The 24,392-nt window shown below is 71.8% G+C and carries 33 protein-coding genes; 18 read left to right on the top strand and 15 right to left on the bottom strand.

Going from position 1 to position 24,392, the window contains the following annotated elements:
- Positions 1-9 precede the first annotated feature (9 nt).
- Positions 10-2,559, bottom strand: coding sequence for an aminopeptidase N (gene pepN / locus ABZS42_RS29250; protein ID WP_355150714.1), 2,550 nt, complete (start codon positions 2,557-2,559; stop codon positions 10-12).
- A gap of 218 nt (positions 2,560-2,777) precedes the next feature.
- On the opposite strand from pepN, the gene ABZS42_RS29255 reads away from it, so the two are divergent.
- The 4 genes from ABZS42_RS29255 (at position 2,778) to ABZS42_RS29270 (ending at position 5,805) form a co-directional block, all read left to right on the top strand.
- Positions 2,778-3,404, top strand: coding sequence for a disulfide bond formation protein DsbA (locus ABZS42_RS29255; protein WP_355150716.1), 627 nt, complete (start codon positions 2,778-2,780; stop codon positions 3,402-3,404).
- A 155-nt stretch (positions 3,405-3,559) separates the two neighbouring features.
- Positions 3,560-3,961 (top strand): hypothetical protein, encoded by a 402-nt coding sequence (locus tag ABZS42_RS29260; protein WP_355150718.1) that lies wholly within the window; start codon positions 3,560-3,562, stop codon positions 3,959-3,961.
- 107 nt (positions 3,962-4,068) lie between these two features.
- Positions 4,069-5,268: a DUF1015 family protein gene (locus tag ABZS42_RS29265; protein WP_355150720.1), complete on the top strand. Its 1,200-nt coding sequence runs from the start codon at positions 4,069-4,071 to the stop codon at positions 5,266-5,268.
- Between the two features lie 69 nt (positions 5,269-5,337).
- On the top strand, positions 5,338-5,805 hold the full coding sequence (locus tag ABZS42_RS29270) for a ribose-5-phosphate isomerase (RefSeq protein WP_355150722.1): 468 nt from the start codon (positions 5,338-5,340) through the stop codon (positions 5,803-5,805).
- 111 nt (positions 5,806-5,916) lie between these two features.
- Here the strand turns inward: ABZS42_RS29270 and ABZS42_RS29275 are convergent, their stop codons facing one another.
- Positions 5,917-6,249 carry a hypothetical protein gene (locus ABZS42_RS29275; protein WP_355150724.1) on the bottom strand — a complete coding sequence of 111 codons (333 nt, stop codon included), beginning with the start codon at positions 6,247-6,249 and terminating at the stop codon, positions 5,917-5,919.
- Positions 6,250-6,444: 195 nt separating this feature from the next.
- Here ABZS42_RS29275 and ABZS42_RS29280 point away from each other — a divergent pair, with 195 nt between their 5' ends.
- Positions 6,445-6,984, top strand: coding sequence for a hypothetical protein (locus ABZS42_RS29280; RefSeq protein ID WP_355150726.1), 540 nt, complete (start codon positions 6,445-6,447; stop codon positions 6,982-6,984).
- Between the two features lie 171 nt (positions 6,985-7,155).
- Here ABZS42_RS29280 and ABZS42_RS29285 read toward each other — a convergent pair whose 3' ends face one another.
- On the bottom strand, positions 7,156-9,303 hold the full coding sequence (locus ABZS42_RS29285; protein ID WP_355150728.1) for a M14 family zinc carboxypeptidase: 2,148 nt from the start codon (positions 9,301-9,303) through the stop codon (positions 7,156-7,158).
- Between the two features lie 167 nt (positions 9,304-9,470).
- Between ABZS42_RS29285 and ABZS42_RS29290 the strand changes: the two genes are divergently transcribed.
- Complete coding sequence (locus ABZS42_RS29290) at positions 9,471-10,511, top strand: L-dopachrome tautomerase-related protein (protein ID WP_355150730.1); 1,041 nt, start codon at positions 9,471-9,473, stop codon at positions 10,509-10,511.
- Positions 10,512-10,594: 83 nt separating this feature from the next.
- Here ABZS42_RS29290 and ABZS42_RS29295 read toward each other — a convergent pair whose 3' ends face one another.
- Complete coding sequence (locus tag ABZS42_RS29295; RefSeq protein ID WP_355150732.1) at positions 10,595-11,176, bottom strand: GNAT family protein; 582 nt, start codon at positions 11,174-11,176, stop codon at positions 10,595-10,597.
- Positions 11,177-11,361: 185 nt separating this feature from the next.
- Between ABZS42_RS29295 and ABZS42_RS29300 the strand changes: the two genes are divergently transcribed.
- The 12 genes from ABZS42_RS29300 to ABZS42_RS29355 all read left to right on the top strand — a co-directional run bounded on the left by ABZS42_RS29300 (position 11,362) and on the right by ABZS42_RS29355 (position 18,535).
- Positions 11,362-12,084: a GPR1/FUN34/YaaH family transporter gene (locus tag ABZS42_RS29300; RefSeq protein WP_355150734.1), complete on the top strand. Its 723-nt coding sequence runs from the start codon at positions 11,362-11,364 to the stop codon at positions 12,082-12,084.
- 678 nt (positions 12,085-12,762) lie between these two features.
- A complete protein-coding gene (locus tag ABZS42_RS29305; protein WP_355150736.1) occupies positions 12,763-13,395 on the top strand; it encodes a hypothetical protein in 633 nt (210 codons plus the stop codon).
- Positions 13,395-13,694 (top strand): hypothetical protein, encoded by a 300-nt coding sequence (locus tag ABZS42_RS29310; protein ID WP_355150738.1) that lies wholly within the window; start codon positions 13,395-13,397, stop codon positions 13,692-13,694. The genes ABZS42_RS29305 and ABZS42_RS29310 overlap by 1 nt, the downstream gene beginning before the upstream one ends.
- Positions 13,691-13,945, top strand: coding sequence for a hypothetical protein (locus ABZS42_RS29315; protein ID WP_355150740.1), 255 nt, complete (start codon positions 13,691-13,693; stop codon positions 13,943-13,945). The genes ABZS42_RS29310 and ABZS42_RS29315 overlap by 4 nt, the downstream gene beginning before the upstream one ends.
- Entirely contained in the window at positions 13,942-14,163 is a 222-nt protein-coding gene (locus tag ABZS42_RS29320) for a hypothetical protein (protein WP_355150742.1), read from the top strand. Before ABZS42_RS29315 ends, ABZS42_RS29320 begins: the two co-directional genes overlap by 4 nt.
- Complete coding sequence (locus tag ABZS42_RS29325; RefSeq protein WP_355150744.1) at positions 14,160-15,104, top strand: hypothetical protein; 945 nt, start codon at positions 14,160-14,162, stop codon at positions 15,102-15,104. Before ABZS42_RS29320 ends, ABZS42_RS29325 begins: the two co-directional genes overlap by 4 nt.
- Positions 15,105-15,193: 89 nt before the next feature.
- Positions 15,194-15,358 carry a hypothetical protein gene (locus ABZS42_RS29330; RefSeq protein ID WP_355150746.1) on the top strand — a complete coding sequence of 55 codons (165 nt, stop codon included), beginning with the start codon at positions 15,194-15,196 and terminating at the stop codon, positions 15,356-15,358.
- A gap of 38 nt (positions 15,359-15,396) precedes the next feature.
- Positions 15,397-15,585, top strand: a complete 189-nt coding sequence (locus ABZS42_RS29335; protein WP_355150748.1) for a hypothetical protein — start codon at positions 15,397-15,399, stop codon at positions 15,583-15,585.
- A 3-nt stretch (positions 15,586-15,588) separates the two neighbouring features.
- Positions 15,589-15,777 carry a hypothetical protein gene (locus ABZS42_RS29340; RefSeq protein WP_355150750.1) on the top strand — a complete coding sequence of 63 codons (189 nt, stop codon included), beginning with the start codon at positions 15,589-15,591 and terminating at the stop codon, positions 15,775-15,777.
- 2 nt (positions 15,778-15,779) lie between these two features.
- On the top strand, positions 15,780-17,804 hold the full coding sequence (locus ABZS42_RS29345) for an FtsK/SpoIIIE domain-containing protein (RefSeq protein WP_355150752.1): 2,025 nt from the start codon (positions 15,780-15,782) through the stop codon (positions 17,802-17,804).
- 143 nt (positions 17,805-17,947) lie between these two features.
- Complete coding sequence (locus tag ABZS42_RS29350; RefSeq protein ID WP_355150754.1) at positions 17,948-18,184, top strand: hypothetical protein; 237 nt, start codon at positions 17,948-17,950, stop codon at positions 18,182-18,184.
- Positions 18,185-18,220: 36 nt separating this feature from the next.
- Entirely contained in the window at positions 18,221-18,535 is a 315-nt protein-coding gene (locus tag ABZS42_RS29355; protein ID WP_355150756.1) for a hypothetical protein, read from the top strand.
- A 65-nt stretch (positions 18,536-18,600) separates the two neighbouring features.
- Here ABZS42_RS29355 and ABZS42_RS29360 read toward each other — a convergent pair whose 3' ends face one another.
- The 11 genes from ABZS42_RS29360 to ABZS42_RS29410 all read right to left on the bottom strand — a co-directional run bounded on the left by ABZS42_RS29360 (position 18,601) and on the right by ABZS42_RS29410 (position 24,305).
- A complete protein-coding gene (locus tag ABZS42_RS29360; protein ID WP_355150758.1) occupies positions 18,601-18,906 on the bottom strand; it encodes a hypothetical protein in 306 nt (101 codons plus the stop codon).
- Complete coding sequence (locus ABZS42_RS29365; RefSeq protein WP_355150760.1) at positions 18,906-20,090, bottom strand: hypothetical protein; 1,185 nt, start codon at positions 20,088-20,090, stop codon at positions 18,906-18,908. The genes ABZS42_RS29360 and ABZS42_RS29365 overlap by 1 nt, the downstream gene beginning before the upstream one ends.
- Positions 20,071-20,448, bottom strand: a complete 378-nt coding sequence (locus ABZS42_RS29370) for a hypothetical protein (RefSeq protein ID WP_355150762.1) — start codon at positions 20,446-20,448, stop codon at positions 20,071-20,073. Before ABZS42_RS29370 ends, ABZS42_RS29365 begins: the two co-directional genes overlap by 20 nt.
- A gap of 13 nt (positions 20,449-20,461) precedes the next feature.
- Positions 20,462-21,154: a hypothetical protein gene (locus tag ABZS42_RS29375; protein WP_355150764.1), complete on the bottom strand. Its 693-nt coding sequence runs from the start codon at positions 21,152-21,154 to the stop codon at positions 20,462-20,464.
- 2 nt (positions 21,155-21,156) lie between these two features.
- Positions 21,157-21,576 (bottom strand): hypothetical protein, encoded by a 420-nt coding sequence (locus ABZS42_RS29380; protein WP_355150766.1) that lies wholly within the window; start codon positions 21,574-21,576, stop codon positions 21,157-21,159.
- Between the two features lie 17 nt (positions 21,577-21,593).
- A complete protein-coding gene (locus tag ABZS42_RS29385; RefSeq protein ID WP_355150768.1) occupies positions 21,594-22,304 on the bottom strand; it encodes a hypothetical protein in 711 nt (236 codons plus the stop codon).
- Positions 22,305-22,453: 149 nt separating this feature from the next.
- Entirely contained in the window at positions 22,454-22,774 is a 321-nt protein-coding gene (locus ABZS42_RS29390) for a hypothetical protein (protein ID WP_355150770.1), read from the bottom strand.
- Positions 22,761-23,051, bottom strand: coding sequence for a hypothetical protein (locus ABZS42_RS29395; RefSeq protein WP_355150772.1), 291 nt, complete (start codon positions 23,049-23,051; stop codon positions 22,761-22,763). Before ABZS42_RS29395 ends, ABZS42_RS29390 begins: the two co-directional genes overlap by 14 nt.
- Positions 23,048-23,302, bottom strand: coding sequence for a hypothetical protein (locus ABZS42_RS29400; RefSeq protein ID WP_355150774.1), 255 nt, complete (start codon positions 23,300-23,302; stop codon positions 23,048-23,050). Before ABZS42_RS29400 ends, ABZS42_RS29395 begins: the two co-directional genes overlap by 4 nt.
- A gap of 2 nt (positions 23,303-23,304) precedes the next feature.
- Positions 23,305-24,030: an ATP-binding protein gene (locus ABZS42_RS29405; RefSeq protein ID WP_355150776.1), complete on the bottom strand. Its 726-nt coding sequence runs from the start codon at positions 24,028-24,030 to the stop codon at positions 23,305-23,307.
- Complete coding sequence (locus tag ABZS42_RS29410; RefSeq protein ID WP_355150778.1) at positions 24,030-24,305, bottom strand: hypothetical protein; 276 nt, start codon at positions 24,303-24,305, stop codon at positions 24,030-24,032. The genes ABZS42_RS29405 and ABZS42_RS29410 overlap by 1 nt, the downstream gene beginning before the upstream one ends.
- Positions 24,306-24,392 lie beyond the last annotated feature (87 nt).

The following is a 24,392-nucleotide window of genomic DNA, read 5'->3' on the forward strand; positions in this document are numbered from 1 at the left end:
CTTTCCGCGTCAGGCGCTGCGGGTGTCCCGCGCGCGGGCCTTCAGCGCGCGGACCACGCCGTCGCGGCCCTCGGCGACCAGCCGGCGCAGCGGCGCCGGGTGACCGTCGCCGGCCAGCCAGGCGTCGGTGGCCGTCACCGTGTCGTCCTCCACCAGGTACGTCGGGTAGGCGAGCTGGGCGAACTCCTGCGCCGGCTCGCTGTCCCGGCTTGCCCAGACCTGGCCGACCGCCGCGAAGTACTTCTCCCGGTACGGCGCGACCAGCTCGACCTGCGTCGGGTGCGTGAAGCCCTGCAGCAGCGCCCGGTTCCGCGAGTTCGGCAGCGCCTCCGAACCGGTGAGCTGCGCCCAGACGGCGGCCTTGTTCTCAGCGGTCGGCACCAGCGCGTGCACGTAGGCGGCCTCGCGTTCGCCGCTCGCCGTCCGGTCGCGCGCCAGCTCGGCGTCCACGTCGGCGGGTCCGGCCGCGCCGTTGGCGACCAGCGACGCGAGCAGGCTCCAGCGCAGCTCGGTGTCGATGGTCAGGCCGGCCGGCACGTCCGTGCCGTCCAGCCAACCCCGCAGCGTCGCCAGGTCCTCGCTGGAACGGGCCGCCGAGACGTACGCCCGGGCCCAGGCGAGCTGGAAGCCGCTGCCCGTCTCGGCGGCGACGAGCGCCGTCTTCGCGGTACGGGCCAGCTCCGCCCAACCGGTCGGCGCCCAGGCCGGGTCGGCGTAGAGGGTGAGCGTCGTGGTGGCCTGCCGCAGGGTGGCGGTGACCAGGTTGATGTCGGTCTCGGCGGGCAGCCCGGCCAGCACCAGCGCAACGTAGTCCCGGGCCGCCAACTCCGCGTCGCGGACCATGTCCCAGGCTGCCGTCCAGCAGAGCGCGCGAGCCAGCGACGATTCGAAACCGGCGATGTGCTGCACGACGTTGGCCATCGAGCCCTCGTCCAGCCGGAGCTTCGCGTAGGTGAGGTCGTCGTCGTTCAGCAGCAGCACGTCGGCGGCCCGGACGCCGGCCAGGTCGCCGAGTTCGGTCCGCTCGCCGGCCACGTCCACCTCCAGCCGTTCCCGGCGGACGAGGCGCCCGTCGGTCAGGTCGTAGAGGCCCACCCCGATCCGGTGGGTACGCAGCGTCGGGTAGTCGGCCGGCGCCTCCTGTCGCACCACCACCTGCTGGTAGGTGCCGTCCGGGCCGACGGTCACCTCCGGACGCAGCGTGTTGACCTGGGCGGTCTCCAGCCACTGGGCGGCGAACTTGCGCAGCTCACGGCCGGAGGCGGCCTCCAGCTCGGAGAGCAGGTCGTCGAAGGTGGCGTTGCCCCAGGCGTGCTTGCCGAAGTACGCGCGCAGCCCGGCCAGGAACGGCTGCTCACCGACGTACGCCACCAGCTGCTTGAGCACGCTGGCGCCCTTGGCGTACGTGATGCCGTCGAAGTTGACCTCGACGGCCTCCATGTCCGGCATCTCCGTGTAGACCGGGTGGGTCGAGGAGAGCTGGTCCTGCCGGTAGCCCCAGTTCTTCCGGATGGACAGGAAGGTCGTCCACGCCTCCCGGAAGCGGGTCGCGTGGGTGTTGCACCAGTGACTGGCCCACTCGGCGAACGACTCGTTGAGCCACAGGTCGTTCCACCACCGCATGGTGACCAGGTCACCGAACCACATGTGGGCCATCTCGTGCAGGATCGTGTTGGCCCGCTGCTCGTACTCGAAGTCGGTCACCTGCGAGCGGAAGATGTAGTGCGACTCGGCGTGCGTGACGCAGCCGAAGTTCTCCATCGCGCCGGCGTTGAAGTCGGGCACCCAGAGCTGGTCGTACTTCGGCAGCGGGTAACGGACGCCGAACTGCTCGTGGAAGAAGTCGAAGCCCTGCTTGGTGATCAGGAAGAGGTCGTCCGCGTCCAGGTACTGCGCCATCGAGGCCCGGCAGAACACCCCCAGGTCGATGCCGTCGTGGCTGTCGCGCACCTCGTGGTACGGGCCGGCGCAGAGCGCGGTGATGTAGGTGCTCATCCGCGCGGACTGCGTGAAGTGGACGGTTTTCAGCCCCTCGTCCGTCGGTTCCTCCCGGTCGACGGGCATGTTGGACACGACCCGCCAGTGCTCCGGCACCGTGGCGTGCCAGGTGTAGACGCTCTTCAGGTCCGGCTGGTCGAAGCAGGCGAAGACCCGCTGCGCGTCGGCCGTCTCGAACTGGCTGTAGAGGTAGGTCTCGCCGTCGACGGGGTCGACAGTGCGGTGCAGGCCCTGCCCGCTGCGGGAGTACGCGAAGTCGGCGTCGACGACCAGCGTGTTCTCGCTCTGCAGGCCGGCGAGAGCGAGCCCCTTCTCGGCGGACCAGTCGCCGAGGTCGACCGGGGACCCGTTCAGCGTCGCCGAGCGCACCGAGTCGGCGGCCACCTCGATGAAGGTGCTCGCGCCCGGCTCGGCGCAGCGGAAGCGCACCTCCGTCGTGGACCGGAAGGTACGACCCTCGGCCGCCTGCACGGCGGTCGACAGGTCCAGAGTGATGTCGTACCCGGTCACCTCGAGCAGGCGGGCCCGTTCGGTGGCCTCGACCTGCGTCAGGTTGCGCACTCCCGGCACTGTTCGTCTCCATCCCATTCGCTGTACGCCGCGCGGCGCCCGTCCACCGACCGGCTCGTGGCGGTCGGCCCGGAGCCGAGTCTTCCATGCACCGGCCGCCCGCGGTGGCCGAGGTCACGCTCTCATTACTCTGCCGGTCGATGCCCGTTGGGGTGAGGATCGGGAGAGACGCCGGACGATCGGCGTCCTCGTTTCGAAAGGACCTCACCGTGAGCGAACGTGTCGCCGTTGACATGTGGTTCGATCCGGCCTGCCCGTGGGCCTGGATCACGTCTCGTTGGCTGCTCGAGGTCGAGCGGGTCCGCGACGTGGAAATACGCTTCCACGTGATGAGCCTGGCGGTGCTCAACGAGGGCCGGGACCACCTGCCGGAGAGCTACAAGGAGTTCCTGACCACCGCGTGGGGCCCGGTCCGGGTCTGCATCGCCGCGGAACAGCGGTACGGCGGCGACGCGCTGCGCAAGCTCTACACCGCGCTCGGCACCCGGATCCACCTGGGCAAGGAGAAGTCGGGCCCCGAGCTGTACGCCGCCGCGCTCGCGGACGCCGGCCTGGACCCGGCGCTCGCCGCGGCCGCCGACAGCACCGAGTACGACGAGGCGCTGCGCGCCAGCCACGAATCCGGTATGCGCCCGGTCGGCGAGGACGTGGGCACCCCGGTGATCCACGCCCCCGGACCGGACGGCGGCACCGTGGCGTTCTTCGGCCCGGTCATCACGCCGGCCCCGAAGGGGGAGGCTGCCGGCCGGCTGTGGGACGGCGTCCTGCTGGTGTCCGGCACCCCCGGTTTCTACGAGCTGAAGCGGACCCGCGACGCCGAGCCGATCTTCGACTGAGGCGCGGCGAAGGGGCCCCTGTCATCGTCTCCGTCAGGACGGGGGCCCCTGTTAACACCGTTACCGCGCCCGTCACCGCCCCGCCGCCGACCTCGTTTGGCCGGATGTCCGCCGCAGCCGTAATCGCTGAGTTCGCAGCTCGTGGAGGCATTCCGATGGCCAAGCACCGCCATGTGTCCGGTGACGATCCGCTGAACCTGGAAGAGGCGGCCGAGACCCCCGCGTACTGGTCGGTCGACGACTCCCGCTGGCCGGCGGTCCGGCCCGATCTGCCCACGGACGTGGCGGACCTGCTCGCGCCGCCGATCGTGGTGGGCGTCGCACGGGTGGCTGCGACGTCCCGGATGACGCCGCCGGGCGCGGCGCCGGCCCGGGCCCGGCGGAGCACGCCCGGCACAGTGCCCACGCCGGCCGCGCTGGCCTCGTCGACCACCGTCCCCATGGCGGCCCGGCGGACCACGCCGACCTCGGCCACCCGCCCGGTCGGCGCACCCGACCCGCTCGGCACGCCCTCCGGCGGCCGGCACCGCCGGACCGCAGCCGAGCGCCGCTTCTGAAAGACCCCCGGGCGATGGCCGATCCGTCCGGGGCGACGCTTTCACCTGATGGACGACAGCCCGGGTCGGCGTCCGCGGTCGGTACGGCGACGGTAGCGTCAGCGGGCATGACGATCGTGCATCCGATCGCCCGGGCCTGGATCACCACCGGCGGCACCGGCGCGCAGAACTACGACGAGTTCGCCGACGACGCGGAGATCACCGCGATCATCGAGGCGAACCCGCACAGTGCTCTCGGCATCGAGATGCCGCACCGAGCCCCGGGAAGCCTCGGCAAGTCCTTCCTCGACGCGCTGCCGGACGCCGTGGCCCGGCTGGCCGAGGCCAAGGCCGACGGGAGCTACACCCCGGCCGAGCAGGTGGTGGTGCTCTACCGGATCACCGCGCCCGGTGAGGAGACCGCGTACGGGCTCTTCGCGGTGGTGGACACCGACCAGATCTCCACCCGCGCCGACGAGCCGGGTCTGGTGATCCGCAACGAGGACGTCTTCATCGCCAAGGTCCGGGAGCGGGTCGCCCTGGCCGAGGCGCTCGGCCACCTCCTCTCCCCGGTGCTGCTGTTGCAGACCGGACGCGGTGCGGAGCTGCACGAGGCGCTCGCGGCGGCCACCGAGGCGGCGGGTGTGCCCGCCGCCACCGACACCGACCAGTCGGGGCGTACCCACGCGATCTGGCTGGTGGGGCCGGGGCGGCAGCAGGACGAGCTGACCGCGCTCGCCGGCGGCGGGGAACTGGTGGTCGCCGACGGCAACCATCGCAGCCTGGCCGCCCAGACCGGTGGCCTGCCCCGCTTCCTGGCGGTGGTGACCACGCCACGTTCGGTCGCCATCCAGCCGTACAACCGGCTGGTCAGCGAGCTGACCACCAGCGGCGACGAGCTGCTGGAGCGGCTGCGGGCGGCCGGTGCGGAGATCAGCCCGATCGACGGCCCGGTCGAGGTCCCGGCGGCCGCCGGCACCGTCCACCTCCGGCTCGCCGGCCAGGGGTACGCGGTGCGGCTGCCACGCGCCGCCGGCGGTCGGCTGGAGAACCTGGACCACGCCCTGGTCGAGCGGCTGCTGCTGCGGGACGCGCTCGGTCTCGACCCCGGCGACAAGCGGATCACGTACGTCGGTGGCGACTACCCGGCGAGCTGGCTGACCGGCGAGGTCGACTCCGGTCGGGCCGAGCTGGCCGTCCTGATCGCCCCGGTGACCGTGGACGACTTCGTGGCCGTGAACCTGGCCCGGGAGAAGATGCCGCGCAAGAGCACCTGGTTCACGCCGAAGGCACGCGGTGGGCTCGTGGTCGCCGAGCTGCCGCGCTGAGCTGTGACGAACCGCCCGGTGACGCTGCCCCCGCAGCGTCACCGGGCGTGGCCTGACAGACTGCGCGGTATGCGCGTCTACCTGGGATCCGACCACGCCGGCTACGAGCTGAAGGTGCACCTGGCCAGCTACCTGGCCAACCAGGGCTACGAGGTGGTGGACGTAGGTCCGTACGTCTTCGACCCCGACGACGACTACCCGACCTTCTGCCTGCACACCGGCGACCGGGTGGTGGCCGACGAGGGAAGTCTCGGCGTGGTGATCGGCGGTTCCGGCAACGGCGAGCAGATCGCCGCCAACAAGATCGCCGGCGTGCGCGCGGCGCTCGCCTGGAACACCGAGACGGCCCAGCTGTCCCGCGAGCACAACGACGCCAACATCGTCGCCGTCGGCGCCCGGCAGCACACCCTGGACGAGGCGACCGCCATCGTCGAGGCGTTCCTCAGCACGCCGTTCTCCGGCAACGAGCGGCACGCCCGCCGGATCGCGCAGGTCGCCGCGTACGAGGCGAGCCGGGAGCTTCCGCCGCTGCCGTGACCCTTCCGGGGCGGGGCCACGATCGATGGTCCCGACCCGGACGGTCATCGACGGGGCGGGAGAAGTGCGCCCCGGAGCCTCGTCTCGAAGCGGTGAGCGTTCCCGGCCGCCTCAGCGCGGGGGCCGGGGCAGGTCCTCGCGGGGCACCCAGTTGCGTCGCACGACGACGACCCGGGCCTCGGCCTCGGCGAGGTCCTCCTCGGTCGGCCGGGCGGCGTCCCTGGCCCGCAGGGCGGCGCTGGGGTTCACCTGCGACGAGCCCGACCCGACCAGGCCGCGCAACCCGCGCTCACCATCCCGCTCGTCGCCGTGCGCGCCGCGGCGGCGGGCCGGCTCGGTGCCGTCGTACACCCGTGCGGTGCTGGCCGGGGTCCCCTCGGGCCCCCGGGTCTGCTCACCGCCCTGGTGCCGCAGCCGGCGTCGCCGTCGCTCCGCATCACCCATCCACCGACCGTACCGCCGTGGCCCGGGCACCGCTGCCCGTCGACCGCGGCCACCTCGGTGGCACGGGTGGGACCCGGCCGCGGCGGGTCGGTCCGTCCGGAGACGGGCGGTGGTGGGGCTCGGCGACCGATTTGCCGGGTGGCTACCCTCGGACCCAGGCGCCGTCGGCGCCGTCGGTCAGGGGAGGGGACGAGCATGGCGGACCAGACACAGCCGTGGGCGGAGCGGACCGTCGAGGTGCCGCCGCAGCCCGGGGTCGTGCCACAGCAGCGGGACGGTTACCGCCGCGGTGTGGCCTCGGTCGGTCAGCCACGGGCGCCGCAGACCGAGCCGTTCCCGGTGGTGGAGGAGCCGACCGGAACCGGCTGGCCCGGCGAACCGGTTCCGCGGCGGCCGCTGAGCTGGCATCTGGCCCAACTTCGCCGCGGCGGTGAGTGGAGCGCCGCGGGCGGCCTCTTCGCCTTCATCTGTTGGGGCATCTGGGCGATCTCCGGCCAGGGGAACCTGACCGGCCCGATCTTCATCTTCGTGCTGAGCCTGCTGGTCGCGGTCGGGCTCTTCGCGCTCTCCCGGCTGCTCGGCCGGGTGATCCTCGAGCGGCAGCTCGGCCGGGTCCGGCGTACCGCCCGGGGTGCGCACCTGATCACGGCGGTCTTCCTCGTCGGGCTGGGCGTCGCATGGCTCCAACAGACCGAATGGGTCGTCTCCGCCTGGAACTGGATCACCGGCAACTGACCCGTGGGTACGCCGCGGGCGGGTCGGCCTGCGCCGCCCGCCCGCGCGTCCGGTCACGGGGATCGCCGTGACCTCGGTCGTTCTCCGCCAGGATGGCGCTGCTTACCCGGCCGGCCGCGGTTCATCCGCGGCCGGCCCGCGCAGCTACGGGACCCGGCCGGCCGGTGTTCGTCAGCCCTCCTGCGCGGCGGCGTAGTCGCGGGCGACCCGGACCATCTCCACGAGCCCGCCGGCGTACTCCTGGGACTCGGCGTGCGCCTCCTCGAACGGCGGTTGGAAGCCGACCCCCTCCCACTGGCCGGTGGCCGCGTTCCAGCGGTCGTTGCCCACCTCGAAGTCCCAGGCGAAGATCCCGAGTTCGTAGTAGAGCTCGTCGGCGGAGTTGCCGGCGGCGGAGTAGAGCACGTCCGCGACCGGACCGGTCTGCGACGGCCAGGTGACCGTGCCGCGCTCCTGCGCGATCGCCCCGACGATGCGCCGGGCGCTGTCCTGGAAGAGCTTCGACTCGTCGATCGACGGCCGGGGCAGGGTGACCCGGCCGTCGGCCTTGTACGCCCCCGGCGGCCACATGAAGTACCCGCCGTAGGAGTGCACGTTCATCGCGAACCGGATGTTGCTGTGCTCCCGGGCCAGCGCGATGACGTTGCGGCTCTCCGCCTCGGAGAGCTCACCGGTGCCGGCGTACGAGCCGGAGAGACAGTTGCCGCTGGCGCCCACGTAACCGTCGAAGTACGAACCGACCGTGTAGTTGCGGTTGAGGTCCACCCCCCACGAGTCGCGGTTGCCGGGGTCACGGCTGGTGCCGGTGCAGTGGTTCACCATGTTCTTGCGCTGGAAGTCGAAGTCGTGGAAGGAGTAGTTGGCGCCGTCCGGGTTGACCACCGGGATGACGAAGATGTCCGTCTGCTCCAGCAGTTCGCGGGTGGCCGCGTCGGTGCGCGAGTTGGCCAGCATCCGCTCCGCGAACTCCAGCGTGACCAGCGGGGTCGCCCACTCCCGGGCGTGCTCCTGGGAGTAGGCCAGGACGCCGACACGGGAGCCGTCGCGGTGCACGCCGATACGCAGCGCCTGCACGGTCCACGGCTTGGTCGGCACCTCCGTGCCCTGCAGGCCGTCGTCGAGGCGTACGGGCGGAACCACCGGCATGGGCAGGCCGGCCGAGCCCTGCTCGACGAACGCCTGGAACCGGTTGGCGAACCGCGCGTTGATCACGGCGGCGACCTGGTCGGTGCTGCTCGTGACCTTGCCGGCGCCGTCGGTGGCCAGGGAGACGGTCAGCACCCGGTCCCGGTAGGCCGCGGTGAGCGGCCGGTTCGCCCGGCCGGGGTCGACCGTGCGGACCTGGACACCGTTCATGTTCTGGTCGCCGAAACGCACGGACTCCACCACCACGGCGGCGGCCGCCGGGTCACCGAGGTACGCGGCGGCGGTACGCCGGTAGCCCTGGGTCTTGTACGGCAGGTCGATCACGTCCACCAGATCGCGGTACTGGCGGGCCAGCCGCTTGATCCGCGCCTGGATGTCCACCGGAGTGAGGTACGCGTCGATGAAGTCCTTCTGGTAACCGCCGGGCAGCGGCGGCGCAGTGGCGCCGGGCCAGGCCGTCGGGGTGACGGCACGGCTCATCCCGCCCAGGCTGGACGTGGCGGTCACCTGCACCGGCCGGCTCGGCACCGGCACCGGCTGGGCGTAGTGGTACTGGTACTCGCCCGAGTCCTCGAACCGGAAGAGCGGGAACGAGCCGGTCGTGCCGTCGGCGGTCCGCCAGTTCACGGTGATCTCGACGTCCGGGTCGTCGGTCGCGGTGGTGGCCACCTCGGTCTGTACGAAGGTCTGCCCACCGCTGGTCCACCAGTACGCCTGGAGGAACTGGAGCGTGTCCACGGCCGCCGTCGCGCTCGCGGCACGCCGGTCGGCGGCCGGCGCGCGCAGCCCGGCGGCGGTGCGGGCCTGGGCGGCGCGGACGCTCTCCGCGAAGTGCTGCTCGCCGTCACCCGCGCGCTGCACCACCTGGAGCGCGGTGGCCCCCTGCGCAGTCAGCTCGGCGAGCTGGGCGCCGGTGAGCACCACGTCGGCGAGTATCCGGCCGTCCACCGACCGGGGTCGGTTGGCGAGGTCCGCACCCCGGGCGACCAGCTGGTCGAGCTGAGCCTGGTCGCGGAGCTGCACCCGGACCAGCGCGGTCTCTCCACCGGCCAGGGTCCCCCCGGGCGATGGTGCGGGGGTCGGCGCGGCGACGCCGGACCCGGGATGGGACAGCACCGTGCTGACCAGGATCGCTGCGGTGGCCGCGGCCGCCCACCGTCGTCGGACGATCATGTGCCCTCCTGACGGAAATCGATGTCACTGCCCCCCACACCAGTCGAAAGATCGACATATGTCAAGGACCTTCGGCGCGGTGACGATGTTTGGCCGGCCGGGGGCGGGGGATGGGCCCGCCGTCACCCGCCCTGGGGACGAGCGCCTCGCTGCCGTTGGAGGAGCCCATGCCACTGCCGACCCGGGAGGACCCGCGCCTGACCCCGATGCTCCCGAACGATCGCGTCTGCACCGGCGTGACGACCGTCGACGGGCGCATCTTCGTGAGCTTCCCCGGTGCGGACTCGCCGGGTGTGCAGGTCGCCGAGGCGCTCCCGGACGGCCGGCGGGTTCCGTGGCCGGACGAGTCGTGGAACGCCGTCCCGGACCAGCCGCCCTCCGACGGGGCGTACGTGCACGTCAACGGCGTACGCGCCGGGCCGGACGGCCAGCTGTGGATCATCGACTCGGGTGCGCCCGGGCTGGGCCGACGGCAGGTACCCGGGGGCGCTCGGCTGATCGCGGTGGACCCGGGCACCGGCGAGGTGACCCGGATCTACGACCTCACCGACGCGGTCCGGACCGACAGTTACGTCGACGACGTGCGGTTCAACGGGCGGACCGCCTACCTCACCGACGCCGGAGCGCCCGGCCTGATCGTGCTCGACCTGACGTCCCGGCGGGCCCGTCGGGTGCTGGACGGGCACCCCAGCACGGTCGGGCGGCGGTTGGTCGCGGACGGCGAGGTGCTGCACGACCCCGACGGCAACGAGGTCGTGCTGCACGCCGACCAGCTCGAGGTGTCGCCGGACGGACGCCACCTGTACTACCAACCCGCCTCCGGTGGCCTGTCCCGCATCGAGACCCGCTGGCTCGACGACCCGGCGCTCGACCCGGCCACGGTGGCCGGGTACGTCGAACCGTGGCTCGACACGCCGACGACCGGCGGCACCGCCATCGACGCCACCGGCACGATCTACCTGAGCGACGCCGAGCAGCAGCGGGTCCTCAGCATCACGCCGGAACGGGAGGTGCGCACCCTGGTCGCCGACCCCCGCCTGGCCTGGGTGGACGCCATGTGGATCGACCGCGACGGCGACCTCTGGCTGCCCGCCGCGCAGCTGCACCGCACGCCGGGCCTGTCCGGCGGCGTGAACCACGTCGACTACCCGGTCTGGGTCTACCGGATGGACCTCGGCGTCGGCCCCGCGCCGAACGACCACGCCTGATCAGCCGCCGGGCCGGCCCGGCGGGCGCTCGGCTCAGCCTGCCGGCCCAGCGGGGGTGCCGTCGACCGGCGGGGTCGCTCGGCTCAGCCGCGGGCCGCCCCCGTCGACCGGCCGGCGAGCCAGTCCTCGCGGGTGAGCGCGTACTCGACCTCACCCAGCTCCGTGCCGGGCAGCGGATGGTCGAAGTCCAGCTGGAACGTCCGGACGTACCGCAGACCGACGGAGGTCATCGTGGCCCGGGACCCCTCGTTCACCGCCATCGTCTCGGCGAAGATCCGGGTCAGGCCGAGATCCTCGAAGCCGTGCCGGATCAGCTCGCGGGCACCCTCGCTGGCCAGCCCCCGGCGCCAGTACCGGCGGAGGAGCCGGTAGCCGAGTTCAGCCTGCCCCGCCACCGGGCCCTGGTCGGCGCGCTCCGGCGGCTCGAGGAGCCACCAGCCGACGAAGTCACCGTCGACGAAACCGGCCCAGAAGCCGAGCCCCGGCACCCGTCGCGCCGCCGCCAGCCGCAGGCGGTGCGCCGACTCCACGTCCGCCCGCGTACGCGCCGGACCGAGGTAGCGCATCACCTCGGGATCGGCGTCGAGTACCACCTCGTGCTCGAGATGTTCGTCGGCGAGCGGGACGAGCCGGATCCGGGCGGTGCGCAGCGTGGCTTGGGGCATGCGTCGGATCTTCGCCCCGCCGCCCGGCCCGGACCAGCCATTTTCGCCCGGGAGCGCGCCGCGGGCGCCGGCCGACCCGGCGCTGCGGCAACCCGCATAGCGAATGGGACCGGCCGTAGTGGGTAGACGGCGCCGATGTCCGTCCGGACCGGCGGAGGGTCCGCCGTCGTGAGGAGGAGGATCAGATGTCTCGCGTGCCCCACGCGCCAGCGCACGACGGTGAGTTCGAATTCTGGCGCAACCACGCCCAGATCTCGCTGCAGCCGGTCGCCGCGCCCTCCATCCTCGGTCTGTTCGGGTTCGCCGCCGCCACCTTCGTCGTGGCGGCGAACATCGCCGGCTGGTACGGCGACACAGGGACCCCGCGATTCCTGTTCCCGTTCGCCGCCTTCACCGGCGGGCTCGCCCAGTTCCTCGCCGGAATGTGGGCCTACCGGGCACGCGACGGCCTGGCCACCGCCATGCACGGGATCTGGGGAGCGTTCTGGCTCGCGTACGGCGTGCTCTTCCTACTCGTCGCGGTCGGCGCGCTGACTCCGCCGGACCCCTTCGTGGCGCTCGGCTACTGGTTCATCGCGCTCGCCGCCATCACCTGGTCGGGCGCGTTCGCCGCGCTCGTGGAAAGCGTCGGTCTGGCGTTGGTGCTCGCCACTCTCGCGGCCGGCGCCACCTGCCAGGCGATCGGTCAGATCGCCGGTATCTCGGGCTGGCGGACGGTGGGCGCCTACATCTTCATCGCCTCCGCCGTGATCGCCTGGTACACCGCGACCGCGATGATGCTGGAAGCCACGTACCGGCGGGTGATCCTGCCGATCGGCAAGATGCGGGCACCGGACCGGCCGGGCCAGGAGCCCCGCCAGGTCATCCAGTTCATGGCCGGTGAACCGGGCATCAAGGTCGGACAGTGATCCCCCGGCCGTCCAGCTGACCGACACCGTTTCCTTGATGTCGGGGTGACCTGGGGCTGGTGATGCCCCGACTTCAAGGACGTCGAGTTGACCATCAGGCGGGTGCGAGGTGGTGCCGTCCTGGATCGCCCAGCGGGCCCCCGACGCACGCGGCAGAGCAGCTAATGGCCCACGGATGGCCCGCAAGATCGGGCCGGGGGAGTGGCCGACCGGCCCGGGATCGGGGGATGCAATCCTCTGACCTGGGCCGGAGGCCGTTGGAGCGGGCGACGGGAATCGAACCCGCACCGTCAGTTTGGAAGGCGCACAGGTCTCGTATCCGCGTGTGCCGCTGCTGCCTCCTGCCCAGGTCAGGGGCAGTCCGGAGCGTTCGCCTGACGTCCTTCCGTGCCCGTCGTGCCTGGCTCGCCGTCTGTGACGTGATACGTCCGTGAGACGGACCCGCGTATCAGGGTCACGCTAGGCACGGGGGCACCCGATGCGCCTCAGGCACGATTTAGGCTTGCGCAAGCATCAAAATGATGCAAGACTCATCCCGGACCACCACTCAGAAGGAAGTCCAGTAGCACCGTCCCAGGGGGAGCAGCCACCTCCTGGGCCGGCCACAAAACCAGAGCGGGCCCGGCAGGTGCGCCAACACCTGTGCTCCGGGCCCTTGATCGCCCCAGGAGGCGACCCGTGAGCATCATCGCATCCGTTCCCGTCCCCGCCGGTAGCCGGCTCATCGACGCCGCCACCGTCGACATGCAGGCCATCCGGCGGCCCCGGCCCGCCGACGAGCGGTTCCCCGTCCTGAACAGCACCCGGACGGCGGACAAGGCCCGGCAGGCATGGGACGCCGTCAACCGGCCCGGCGCCACCATGGCCGACGTTCAGGCCACCGCCGAGCGGCTCGGCGTGAACGTCGCCGAGCTGCTCGAGCTGAGCCTCGACCACATCGCCCACACCACCGGCTGGGACCGCGGCGTCGGCCTGCGGCCCGGCGACCCGTACGCGGGTGTCTCCGGCAACCCGGCCCTGTGCCCGACCTGGTGCCCCGGCACCTGCGGGAACCACGCCGAGCGGTCCCACGTCCGCCCGATCGTCGACATGAGCGTCCGGCACGGCGACCTGGTCGACGAGCAGGTCGAGATCCGCGCCCGGATGCAGGCGTACGAGTCGCCGGACCTGCCGGGTGGGATCGAGCCGACCGAGGTGTTCGTCGAGGTGGCCGGTCTGGGCGACACGGTGTGCTCAGCGTCGTTGACGCTGGAGCAGGCCGAGCAGCTCGGCCAGGCGCTCCTGGACGCCGCCCGTCAGGGCCGCCGCTGATGAGCCGCCGCGACTGCCCCCGCTGGTGCGCGCCCAGCCCCCACGATGCGGACGGCCGGTTGCACCGGTCCGCACCGCTCGACGTCACCACCCCGGCGGAGCGGCTCGTGCTGCACATCGAGTCGTACGGCAGTCGGACGCCGTACCTGACGGTCGCGCAGTACCGCGAGCCGATGGACGAGACCGACGAGCCGGACTTCGACGCGGACAACATGCTGATGCTGAAACTGCCCGTCGCCGCCGAGCTGGCGGCCGCCCTCGCGACGTTGGTTGCGCGGGTCCTGGGTGAGGACCGATGAGCCGGCGGATGGTGTGGGTCGGCTGCGGCCGGCCCGCCACCACCCGCGTCGAGGTGTACTCGGCGGCTGACGGCCTGTTGCACGGCTCGCTGGACGCCTCGGTCTACACCTGCCCGCAGCACGTGCAGGGCGCGACCGCCGCCGTCACGGCGGCCGGGTTCACCCCGTACCGGGGGTCCGCCCCGGTGCACCTGGACCGCACCTGCGGCTACGTCTTCCGCTTCCCCACCGCCAACGGGAGCACCCGATGAACCGACTGATCGCGCGGGCCTACGAGCTCGTCACCGGCACCCCGTACACGACGACCCGCAGCGCCGCGGCCGAGTTCGGCCCGACGCTGGCCACCCGCTACCCGGAGCTGGCCGGCTACACGGACGCCGAGCTGTACGCCCGGCCGATCGCCGACATCCTCGCCGAGATCCGCGCGCAGCGGGTCGCGGCTGACCGTCCCAAGGAGCTGACCCGATGAACCGTCGCGCCATCAACCTGGCCCAGAAGGGCATCCTGTGGGGCCTGCCGATCGCCCTGACCGGGCTGGCCGTCGTGTGGACGCTCGTCGCGGTCGGTGGGCTGCTCGCCACTCAGGCGCCCACCTGGGTCGCCTACAGCGCGGGCGCTCTGTTCGACCTGGTGTGGGTGTCGGCGATGCTGCACGAGCGGGCGCACCGCCGGTCCGCCTCGGTCTCGCGTACGCCCACCCTGCTCGGCTGGCTGCTGCTGGCGGTGTCCGTCGCGGCGGTGCTCGTTCACGGCCTGGCCGCCACCACCGTGCCCGTGGCCGTCATCGGCGCGGTCATCCCCGTGCTCGGCAAGCTGACCTTGCAGATGGCCATGTCGACCGCTGCCGTTCGGATCACCGACGACGCACAGCGGAAGGTCGACATGGTCCGTTCCCGCGGCCGGGACGCCATCGCGGTGGCGCGGGCCATCGACGAAGTCAAGGCGGTCAGCGAGGCGGTCGGAGCCGAGCACACCGCCCGGGACTACCGCTCCCGGGTTCGGGCGCACGCTCAGGTGGACGACGCCCGGAAGGCGTACGAGACGGCGTTGCGGGACCGTGCCGACGATGCGCCGAGCGTGCCGAGTGCCGAGCTTCCCTCGTTCGGTCTGATCTCCGATGACGACATCCGGGCGCTGCTCGACTCGATGACCGTCGCGGCCGTCACCGCTGGTGGCACGCCTGGCGGCACGGGTGAGGACGGCTACGGCAGGCCCGACGACAAGGCGCTGGAGCTGCTCGGTGCCGAGGTGTACGCCGCCGCCGTGCTCGGTGGCGAGAACCCGCCGAGTCTGCGGGAGTTCCGCCGGCGGATGCGTGAGGCGCTGACCGAGCGCCGCTGGAAGGCGTCCACCGCGTTGGTCGACCAGCTGTACCGCCACGAGAAGTCGCTGCGGACTCCGCAGGACTGACCGCCCCCGTGGCCGCCCGGCTCATCACCCGGGCGGCGCGCGGAGGCAGCCAGACCGACTGGCCGCCACGACCGAGAAGGAGCACCGAAATGGCGAAGGCCGACAAGCAGGCGGCGATCCAGGCGCACAAGGACGCCCGGGCGAACCTGGCGCGGGTGAGCAGCAAGACCAACGACGCCAACGACCCGGCGTACCTGAAGGCCAACCGCGCGGTCATCGACGCCGAGAAGAACATCCCCTGGTACCGGCGCTGACCTGACCACCCGTCCGACACGACCGAGAGGAGCCCGTCATGGGCCTGTTCAGCAAGAAGACGCCGGAGCCGTCCGACCACGAGTACCGGGGTGGCTGCTCCACCCACGACATGCGCGGCCCGGCCCGCAAAACGATGAAGGAAGCCAACAAGGACGCCTACAAGCACGGGGAGCGGATGCACGGATCCAAGACGTTCTACGGCGGCTACGTCGAGCGGCGGAAGTGACCTGTGGCTAACGCCGACTGCACCGTGTGCCCCGAGCTGCTGATGCGGCTCGGGGCCTCGGCCGGCGGCCTCCGGGCCCTGGCCGCGTTCATCGAGTCCGAGATGGTCGAGCCGACGATGCCGTGGCGCGACCTGCTTCCCACCCTCGCCCTCCGGGCGCGCAACCTTGCCGAGCAGGCGGAAGGACGGTAGTCGTGACCACGCTGCCCATGGAGTACGACGACGAGCGGCACATCATCGAGGCCGACCGCCTCGGCGGGCCGGTCGACCCGCCGGACCGTCGGGCCACGTTCGCTGACGTGGTGTCCCGCGACGAGCCGACCCGCCCGATCGTGCCCGCGGTGCTCCGGTCGCCGGAGGGGCGGCGGGCACTGGCGCGCTGGGCAGCCAGGTACGGCACGAACCGCGGCATCTACCACGTGACCCGCTCGCCCAAGTACGGCCTCAAGGTGGCCTGGTACGCGCCGCAGGGCGTGTGGAAGGCCAGCGCAGCGGTGGTGTGGTGGGCGGTCGGTGGCCGCGAGAACTGGCACCTACGGCAGGAGGCGGCGAACAAGAACGACCCGCACACCTGGCAGGCGCTCAACCGCACCCGGGCGAAGGAGTCCGGCGCCCGCTGGTGGGTCGTCGGAATCGGCCTTGTGCTCGCCGTGGCAGCCGTCGTCGGCGCTGCGGTGGCCGGGATGCCGCCGGTCGGTTGGTACGCCGCCGTGGCCGGTCTGGTGCTGCTCGCCGCTCACTACGGACGGCCGGCGGACAAGCCGATCCTCGATCGGGTGACCACCAAGGCGGCGTTCACCAAGCTCACCGCCGAGATGGTGCGTCACGCCGTCGTGGCGCTGTCCATCGGCGTGAAGGAGCCGGGACAGCTCACGTTCCCGCCGCCCGGCATCCACAAGGACGGACCGGGCTGGCTGGCCCGGTTCAACCTGCCCGGCGCGATCGTGGCCACCCAGCTGCTGGAGAAGCGCGACAACCTCGCCGCGGCGCTGCGCCTGCCCGTCGACCAGGTATGGCCCGAGGTCGGCCCCGATCACCCCGGCCAAGTCGATCTGTGGGTGGGCTATCAGCCGTCGTCGAAGATGGGCCAGCCCCGCTGGGATCTCGCCTCGCCGACCGCCCGGACCAGCGTGTTCGAACCGCAGCCGTTCTCCACCGACGCCCGGCAGCGGCCGCTCACCACCGTGCTGTTCGCGCGGAACTTCCTCATCGGTGGGCAGCCCGGATCCGGCAAGAGCTACGCCGCCAGGACGCTGCTCACCATCGCGATGCTCGACCCGACCGTCGAACTGAAGGTGGCCGAGTTCAAGGGCGTCGGGGACTTCCTGGACGTCGCGCCGCTGTGCTCGACCTACGCCGTCGGGGTCGACGACGACGCCTTCGACACGGGCGCCGACATCATCACGTGGGCGCTCGCGGAGTGCGAGCGGCGCGGCAAGCGGATCCTGGCGGCGAAGCAGCGCGGCGAGGCCCCGGAAGGCAAGGTCACCCCCGAGCTGGCCGCCAAGAAGGGCTCCGGGCTGCATCCGGTGTTCATCCTGCTCGACGAGGTGCATGAGCTGTTCGCCGCGATGCCCGGATCTGCGGCGGCGTGTGAGCGGGCCATCAAGCGGGGGCGGGCACTCGGGATCATCTTCTGCCTGGCCACGCAGATCCCCGACAAGGACAGCCTGCCGCCGAACATCACCCGCTGCATCACCACCAGGTGGTGCCTGTCGGTCCTCGGCCAGGTGGAGAACGACATGATCCTGGGCACCGGGGCGTACAAGCGGGGCATGACCGGCACCGTGTACCGGCCGGGCGTTGACGCCGGTTGGGGCGTGATGGTCGGTGTGGACAAGCCGGGCAGTGCCCGTTCGTTCTTCCCCAAGCCCGAGGTGACCGCGGCGATCGTGGCTCGCGCCGGCCAGCTGCGCGGCCAGGCCGTCATCGGTGAGGACGTGGAGCGGGTCGAGGCGCGGGACATGCTCGCCGACGCGCGCGCGGTGCTCCAGCCCGGTGAGTCGGGTCTGCCGTGGGCGGTGCTCGCCGAGCGCCTGGCCGAGCTGGCGCCGGAGATGTACACCGGCCTGACGGCCGAGATGGTGCGTGAGTCGCTGGCCCGGTACGGCGTCGAGTCGCAGGACGTGAAGCCGAAGGGCAGCCGCAGCAACGTGAAGGGCGCCCGCCGGACCGGCCTCGAGGCCGCACAGCAGCGGCGCGAGATCGAAGCCGAATAGTGGTCGCGGCCGTGGTCGCGCCAGCCAATGTGGTCGCGGGAGTGCGACCACGCTGGTCGCGGCCCTGGCCAGCGCAAACCCCCGATGGTCGCGTGGTCGCGGCACCCCCGCCGGCCCCCCGAAACCGCCCCAGGAGGCACCCCGTGAGAGGCACGCTGACCGCGACCGGCATCATCCTCGCCCTGCTCGCCGGCTACGCCCTGTCGTGCGCCGTGAGGCCGTTCAGAGACTGCATGGTGTGCGACGGCAAGGGCCACCATCGCAGCAAGAAGAACCGGAAGCTGTCCCGCCCGTGCCGCTGGTGCAAGTCCAGCGGGAAGCGGCTGCGGTTCGGCCGGCGGGCGTGGAACAAGGCCCGGGAGAAGTACCGGGCGGCGTGACCCGACCCATTGACCGACGGCGGTACGGTGCCCGGCATGATCCGAGCTCGTACCGCCGTCGCCGTTTCCGCTCTGCTGCTCGCCCTGGCCGGCTGCGGCGACACCGACACCAACAGCACACCTGCCGGCACGTCAGAGTCGGCAGGTCCAGCAGAGTCCAAGCCGGCGGCGGAAGCGCCAGCCGACCCGTACGAGGTGTACCAGAAGCTGGCACCCGATGGGGCGCCCGATCTCAGCCGCGAGGACGCGCAGACCCGCGCGTTGCTGGGCTGCGATCAGAAGTGGGCGCCGGGCACGGTGGACGCGGCGCTGGCTGAGGCGTACGCGGACCTGTGCAACAAGGGTGGGTGAACCGACCGGTAGCGCATTGAACGGGCCGCCAGGATCGATCCTGGCGGCCCGTTCGTGTCTCTGAGTCAGTCGGGCTCGGGTAGGTCGACCAGGCGGCCCCAGAGCTGCCATGCGCCGTCGCTGCGGCGCTGCCACCCGTCCGGCTCCGGGCCGTGCTCAAGAAACCGGCCGACCCGCTGTAGCGCCCACTCGCCGAGCATGCGGAGCACGTCGACGGGGAGGCCCGGCCGGTACAACAGGCCGACACGGCCCATACCGTCCGGATGCTGCTCGACGATGAGGCAGCCGTGCACGTCCTGGTCGACAACCACGCCGGCCAGCTCGTCCCACTCGGAGAAGTCCACCTCAACGGTGAGCGCGTCCTCAGCCATCAGCCATCCACCAGCTTCACGATGCCGCCCGGGGTGATCTGGGCTTTGTCTCGCAGCACCATAATCAGGTCGGAGCCGCGGGCGCGCAGCTCGCCGGTGATGCGCAGCTCCGAATGCCCACCACCGCCACCACCACCGCCACCGCGGCTGAGCGGCTCGACGGTGGCACCTCGGCCGAGGTGCACCAACTCCGGGCCGCGCTCGCCCACCAAAGCCATACCGGCCTGAAGGATGTGGCCGCCCTTGGCGAGCATCGGTAGGTGCGGGGCGGAGATGCTGTTTCCGCCGAAGCCAGGCACCCAGCTCGGCACCGTCCAGCTCAGCCGGCCGACCGTGTTGTTCCACGCGCGGCTGACCGCGTTGAACCCGGACTTGAAGGGTGCCGACACGAAACCGGCGACCTTCGAGAGGGCATTTTTCAGCCGGCCGGGCAGATCCTTAAACCAGCCGACGGCCTTACCGCCGGCCCCGATGATCGCGTCCCACGCCCCCTTGATCCACTTCCCCCAAAGGGTGTCTTTGAACCATCGGCCGACCGCCAGCGCGGCGTCTTTGATGACCTCCCATGTGGCTATCCAGAACTCGCGGAAGCCCTCGAATTTGACCCACAGCACGACGAAGACGGCGACCAGAGCCAGCACCCCGAGGATGATCAGCCCGATGGGGTTGGCCAGCAGGGCAGCGTTGAGCAGCCACGTGGTAGCCGCGGCGACCTTCGTAGCCGCTGATGCGACTCCCTGTGCGGCAGCCTGCGCCAGCGTGGCAACCTTGGTCGACTTCAACCACCCCACAGCGGACTTCATCGCGGGTATGAGCAGGTTGTAGAAGCCGGACGCGAGGTCACCGACGCCGAAGCCCAGCAGGAGAAACGTCTCAATGCCCCAGTCGCCGGACATGGCTTTCCTGGCACCCTCGGCGCCGTCCTGCACACCGGTGAGGGTGTCGCGGAAGCCCATCGCCTTGGTGTCGAGTGAGTCCGCGGCATCGCCCGCCCGGTCGAATCCGCCGCCCGCGTCACGCGAGGCACGCTCCATGTCGCGCATAGCCAGTACGACGGCCGCTGCCTGACGGTTGGCGGTGTTGCCGACGCCTTGCAGCTTCTTTTCGGCGTCGCGGACGTTCTTGGTGAGGTCCGTCGAGTCGCCCTTGAGAATGACGGACAGTTCACCGAGTTTGAGCGCCACGGCGGGCACCTCCCTTCCGGGTCTGCCAGGCGTCCACTCCGGGGCCGAGCAGGTCGTCACAGGCCGGACAGTCCGGCCGGTGGGGGATGGGCATGTGCGCCTGCCCCTGGGCGGCGGCGTCCGTGGTGGGCCCGCCGATCCGGAACGAGCCGGTGGCCTTCAGCGCGTCCAGGGCGGCCGTCCACTCCGGCGGCGCCGCGTCGACATGCTCGACGGTGTACCCGCCCCGCCTCTCGACGTAGGCGACGAACGGGTGACCGTCCGCCACGTAGGCCGCGCCGGCGATGAACCACACGGCCTGGTCACTGTGGTTGGTGGGGCCGCTCAACTCGGTGTTCGCTGCGGTGATTCTCTGCATTGCCGGGTTGCCCTCAGCCCAGGTAGGCCGGGCGGGCGAGACGGGCCGCACGTGCTTCCCGCGCGGCCAGCTCGGCATCCCGTGTGGCCCGCTGACGGAGCACGTCCAGGTTCGCGGCCTCCGCCGGCCGGGTCAACGCCCGGAACGCCTTGAAGCGCCAGCCGCGGTCCGGACCCGCCCCGGACAGGGACTCTCGCAGCGCCTGCATCTCCTGCCACACCTGCGGGCCGAGATGCTCACCGGCCCACTCGGCGATGATGTCGCCCTGGCCGTCGTCCCAGGCGGCGGCGAGGGTTGCCCGGCGCTGCATGTCGTCGCCGTAGCGTTCGGCTTCGGCGAGAGCCTGCCGGCGCTGGTCACGGTTCTGCTGGCGGGCGGTCTCCAGTGCGGTGCGGAACGCGGCGAGCAGCACGGCCCGGTCTGCGGCGCTGGTTCCGTCGGTGATGCCCGGGTCGCGGGGGATCTGCGCCTCGAGGTGGGCGAGGCGGGCGTGGCGGCGGCTGTCGAAGTCGGCGGACAACTCCTGCACGACCTGCGACGACTGCTCGTACATGGCGGTGAGCTGCTCGGCGCGGTCCAGCTCGGACAGGCTCCGGTCGTTGCGGACATCGAAGACCTTCGCCTGGTAGGTGTCCTGGACGGCGATGCCGTCGAGGACGGCCTGGTCGGCGTTCGCTGCGGGAACGGCCGCGGGTTCGGTGGTCATGCTCAGCTCCTTCGGGCCACGAGGGCGGTGACGTCTTCTCGGTGCCAGGCGTTGCGTGCCGCCGGCTGGATGCCCTCTGCGGTGGCGATCCGGCGTGCGTGTCGTTCGGTGACGCCGAGCCGTATGGCGAGGGCTGCGGTGGTGAGCAACGCTGGCGATGGTGAGGATGCGTCAAGGTCCTCGGATGTCCGCAGGTCACGTCCGTGGGCGGACATGTCGGTGAGGTGAGCGACGGCGGCGGCGCGTAGGGCGTCGAGGGCGTCGGCGATCTCGGGGCGGATCTGGTAGCCGTCGGCGCGTTGCCGGTCGATGGCGGTGCGTAGGACGCGCCAGACGGGTTCGCAGACGTGAGCGGGCAGGAAGGCACCCCCGGCGGCGATGACAGCCGCTCGGGGGCGCTCCGACTGCTGCGGGGCGGTCAAGGATGCTCCGACGCCCGTCAGTCCGCGTCGCTGCCCGCGGCCTGGCCGCCGAGCTGCGCTTCGATGGCCTCGGCCTCCTGGCGGGCGTACGCCACGGCTACGGCCCCGTTCAGGTTCCGGCCCCCCGAGGCCTGACTGATCGTGGTCTCCGCGAGCGGATACCGGGCGTCGACGTGCAGTCGCAGCCGCGCGGCGGTGCCCGGCCCATTGTCGTCGCCGAGGGCCTTGAACGTGGCGACGTCCAGGGCGCGGCGCAGCTGCTCGCGGTCGACCGAGGCGTCGGCGCCCCCACTCGCCTGAAGGTAGGCGGCCAGCTCGTCACGCATCGCCGCCAGGGTGCCTCCGTCGCGGGCGGCCACAGCCTGATCGAGCAGGGTGGACCAGTGTGTCCCGGCGTCGAGCTGCGGCTTGATGCGGGACCAGGCCCGCTGGGCGCGGGTCTCGGCGAGCAGCTGCGCGGTGGCGTCCCCGGCGGGGGCGTCCAGTTCCCGGGCGGCTTCGAGCAGCGTGTCTCGGGCGTTTGCGGCCTGATCGAGCAGTGCCTTGGTGGCCTGCTCCAGGCCGTCACGCTGCTGCTTGATCATCTTGGTCTTGTAGTCGGGGGCGTACATGTCGGAGGTGCTGATCTTCTCGATCTGCTGGTCGGTCTTGGTCCTGGCGGCGGTGGCGTCGTCGGCGGCGCTGGTCAGGATGGACCAGGCGGTCTGGCGGTCACGGATGGTCGGCATGGGTGGGCGTCTCCCTGGGGTTGTCCCGGGCGCCGGATGCGTCCCGGGGGGTGGTGCTTACCGGCCTGTCGAGGGCCGGAAGTCTGGGTGAAACCGTCGGGTTAGGAAACTGACGGGGTGCCCCTGGCCTGCGGAAACAGGGGGTCATCTCACGGGTTTCTCACAGCCTGAACGTGTGCGCGGACCCGGTCGAGTTTCCGCTCAAGCCGCGGCAACTCGCGCTCGACGTCGGCGGCGGCCCGCCGGGCGCGACCGGACGACTGGTCTGCGCGGACCACGGCGGCCCGCACGAACTCGGCCACCTCGACGGCCAGGGCCGCGCCCGCTCGGCGGGCTTCCGGGTCGGCGTCCCGGGCGAGCCGGGACAGGGCGGCACCCAGGTCGCGGTTGGCGGTGATCAGCGTGTCGCGGTGCTCGTACCCGCACTGGCGGCCGGCCCGCCGGGCAGGGACGTCCTCAGCGGTCGGCACGGCGGGTCCTGCTCGTATCCGTACAGGCGTCCGCGCGACGTGAGGAACCGGGGACGGGGGCGAGGGCGTCCTCAGCTTGCTGCTCGCGTTGTCGGATGACGGCGAGGACCTGCCGGGCGCGTTGGTGTCGGCGGTCGAGGTAGGCGAACGCGAGGTTGTCGCGTCGGCGGTAGGCCACGGTCATGGACCGTTCCAGGCGGGCGACCTCGCGTTGGGCGCTGGACAGGCCGCGCATCCGGTCCGGGAAGTCGTATGCCAGGGGCTTGAGGGTGATCACTGGTCTCCTTCGTGCGAGGGTTCTGTCGGGGGCTGCCAGCCGGCGTTGAGGAGTTCACCGACGATGCGGCGGGCTACGGCGTCGTCGGTGAGGGGCAGGAGGTACCCGGGGTGCGCCTCGGGGTTGGCGGCTCGGCTACCGAGGACCTCGGCCTGTACCTCCATCTGGGAGCGGGCGAGGTGTACCGCCCACTCGATGGGGTGGACACCGGCGGCGTACGCGGCCTGGCTCAGTGAGCTGCGGTCGTCCATGGCTACGCCGCCGAGGTTCTGCGGCGGTCTGGGCCGTCGAGCACGATGGGCGTGCAGATCTGGGCCAGGCGGGAGGCGATCCGGTCGCCGAGGTGGTCGCGTAGCTCTGCCGGGGTGCTGTTGGTGGTGAAGATGCTGGGCCGCATGTCGAGGTATCGGCCGTCGATCAGGCGGTACGTGATCTCTTCAACCCACTCGGTGTTCTTGGCGGCTCCGAGGTCGTCGACCAGGAGGATGCTGGCCTGCCGGTAGCGGGCGAAGTCGGCTTCCATGTCGGCGCCGGGCCGCGGGCGAAGGCTGGCGAAGAGGTCAGGCGAGGTGGTGGCGATCCATTCGCGGCCGGTGACCTCGGGGGCGAGGGCGCGGAGGGCGCCGTACGCCTGGTGGGTCTTGCCGGTGCCGACGGGGCCGAGCAGCAGCAGCGAGGGCGCGTTGTCCGGGTCGGCGACGGCCTGGTCGATCCAGGCGAGCACACCCGGGTGGTCCGCCTGGGCGTCGCGGAAGCGTCGCGGGAATCGGCGGTCGCAGTCTTGGCGGACCCGCTCGGCGCGCATCTCTGCGCGGGCGTTGGGGTTGGCGGCCTTCCGCTCGCTGGCGCATGGGCTGCAGAAGGTCGCGTTGTTGCCGGGGTGCTCTGGGCACTCGCCGGGCTTGGCCACGGGCAGGTCCGCGACGGGGGTTGGCCGGCGGTGCGGCAGAAGCGTGCCGAGGCGGGCGGGCTCTGGCATCAGAGGCTCCCTTGGTAGTACGCGGCCGGTTCGGGGTCGCGGTAGGTCTGGTGGCCGTTGGTGTGGCCGTTGCTGGCGCGTTCGGTCTTCCACTTCTGGGCGTTGCGCATCCAGGTGCGCCAGGCGGCGGTCCAGTCGGCCTTGATGGCCTTGGTCCCGCTGGCGGCTCGCCAGTGGTCGACGAAGTTGGCCGTCTCGATCGCGATGTCGACGGTGGGCGCGTGTTCGCGGTGCCACTGGCGCATTGCTGCTGTGACGGCGAAGTCCTCGGGCACCCTGCTGCCTCGGCGAGCCTTTGGCTGGCCGCCATCTATCGGAGGGTCCTTCGGAGGGTCTGAGAGAGAGGGTCGCGTTCCACTTTC

The sequence above is a fragment of the Micromonospora sp. NPDC005367 genome (assembly GCF_040606825.1).
In the GTDB taxonomy this organism is placed as follows: Bacteria; Actinomycetota; Actinomycetes; order Mycobacteriales; family Micromonosporaceae; genus Micromonospora.

Bases quoted from the DNA above. Each gene is read 5' to 3' on its own strand.
- ABZS42_RS29260 (WP_355150718.1), top strand. From the start codon at position 3,560: ATGGCCAAGCACCGCCATGTGTCCGGTGACGATCCGCTGAACCTGGAA.
- ABZS42_RS29265 (WP_355150720.1), top strand. From the start codon at position 4,069: ATGACGATCGTGCATCCGATCGCCCGGGCCTGGATCACCACCGGCGGC.
- ABZS42_RS29270 (WP_355150722.1), top strand. From the start codon at position 5,338: ATGCGCGTCTACCTGGGATCCGACCACGCCGGCTACGAGCTGAAGGTG.
- ABZS42_RS29275 (WP_355150724.1), bottom strand. From the start codon at position 6,249: ATGGGTGATGCGGAGCGACGGCGACGCCGGCTGCGGCACCAGGGCGGT.
- ABZS42_RS29280 (WP_355150726.1), top strand. From the start codon at position 6,445: ATGGCGGACCAGACACAGCCGTGGGCGGAGCGGACCGTCGAGGTGCCG.
- ABZS42_RS29285 (WP_355150728.1), bottom strand. From the start codon at position 9,303: ATGATCGTCCGACGACGGTGGGCGGCCGCGGCCACCGCAGCGATCCTG.
- ABZS42_RS29290 (WP_355150730.1), top strand. From the start codon at position 9,471: ATGCCACTGCCGACCCGGGAGGACCCGCGCCTGACCCCGATGCTCCCG.
- ABZS42_RS29295 (WP_355150732.1), bottom strand. From the start codon at position 11,176: ATGCCCCAAGCCACGCTGCGCACCGCCCGGATCCGGCTCGTCCCGCTC.
- ABZS42_RS29300 (WP_355150734.1), top strand. From the start codon at position 11,362: ATGTCTCGCGTGCCCCACGCGCCAGCGCACGACGGTGAGTTCGAATTC.
- ABZS42_RS29310 (WP_355150738.1), top strand. From the start codon at position 13,395: ATGAGCCGCCGCGACTGCCCCCGCTGGTGCGCGCCCAGCCCCCACGAT.
- ABZS42_RS29315 (WP_355150740.1), top strand. From the start codon at position 13,691: ATGAGCCGGCGGATGGTGTGGGTCGGCTGCGGCCGGCCCGCCACCACC.
- ABZS42_RS29320 (WP_355150742.1), top strand. From the start codon at position 13,942: ATGAACCGACTGATCGCGCGGGCCTACGAGCTCGTCACCGGCACCCCG.
- ABZS42_RS29325 (WP_355150744.1), top strand. From the start codon at position 14,160: ATGAACCGTCGCGCCATCAACCTGGCCCAGAAGGGCATCCTGTGGGGC.
- ABZS42_RS29330 (WP_355150746.1), top strand. From the start codon at position 15,194: ATGGCGAAGGCCGACAAGCAGGCGGCGATCCAGGCGCACAAGGACGCC.
- ABZS42_RS29335 (WP_355150748.1), top strand. From the start codon at position 15,397: ATGGGCCTGTTCAGCAAGAAGACGCCGGAGCCGTCCGACCACGAGTAC.
- ABZS42_RS29355 (WP_355150756.1), top strand. From the start codon at position 18,221: ATGATCCGAGCTCGTACCGCCGTCGCCGTTTCCGCTCTGCTGCTCGCC.
- ABZS42_RS29360 (WP_355150758.1), bottom strand. From the start codon at position 18,906: ATGGCTGAGGACGCGCTCACCGTTGAGGTGGACTTCTCCGAGTGGGAC.
- ABZS42_RS29370 (WP_355150762.1), bottom strand. From the start codon at position 20,448: ATGCAGAGAATCACCGCAGCGAACACCGAGTTGAGCGGCCCCACCAAC.
- ABZS42_RS29375 (WP_355150764.1), bottom strand. From the start codon at position 21,154: ATGACCACCGAACCCGCGGCCGTTCCCGCAGCGAACGCCGACCAGGCC.
- ABZS42_RS29385 (WP_355150768.1), bottom strand. From the start codon at position 22,304: ATGCCGACCATCCGTGACCGCCAGACCGCCTGGTCCATCCTGACCAGC.
- ABZS42_RS29400 (WP_355150774.1), bottom strand. From the start codon at position 23,302: ATGGACGACCGCAGCTCACTGAGCCAGGCCGCGTACGCCGCCGGTGTC.
- ABZS42_RS29405 (WP_355150776.1), bottom strand. From the start codon at position 24,030: ATGCCAGAGCCCGCCCGCCTCGGCACGCTTCTGCCGCACCGCCGGCCA.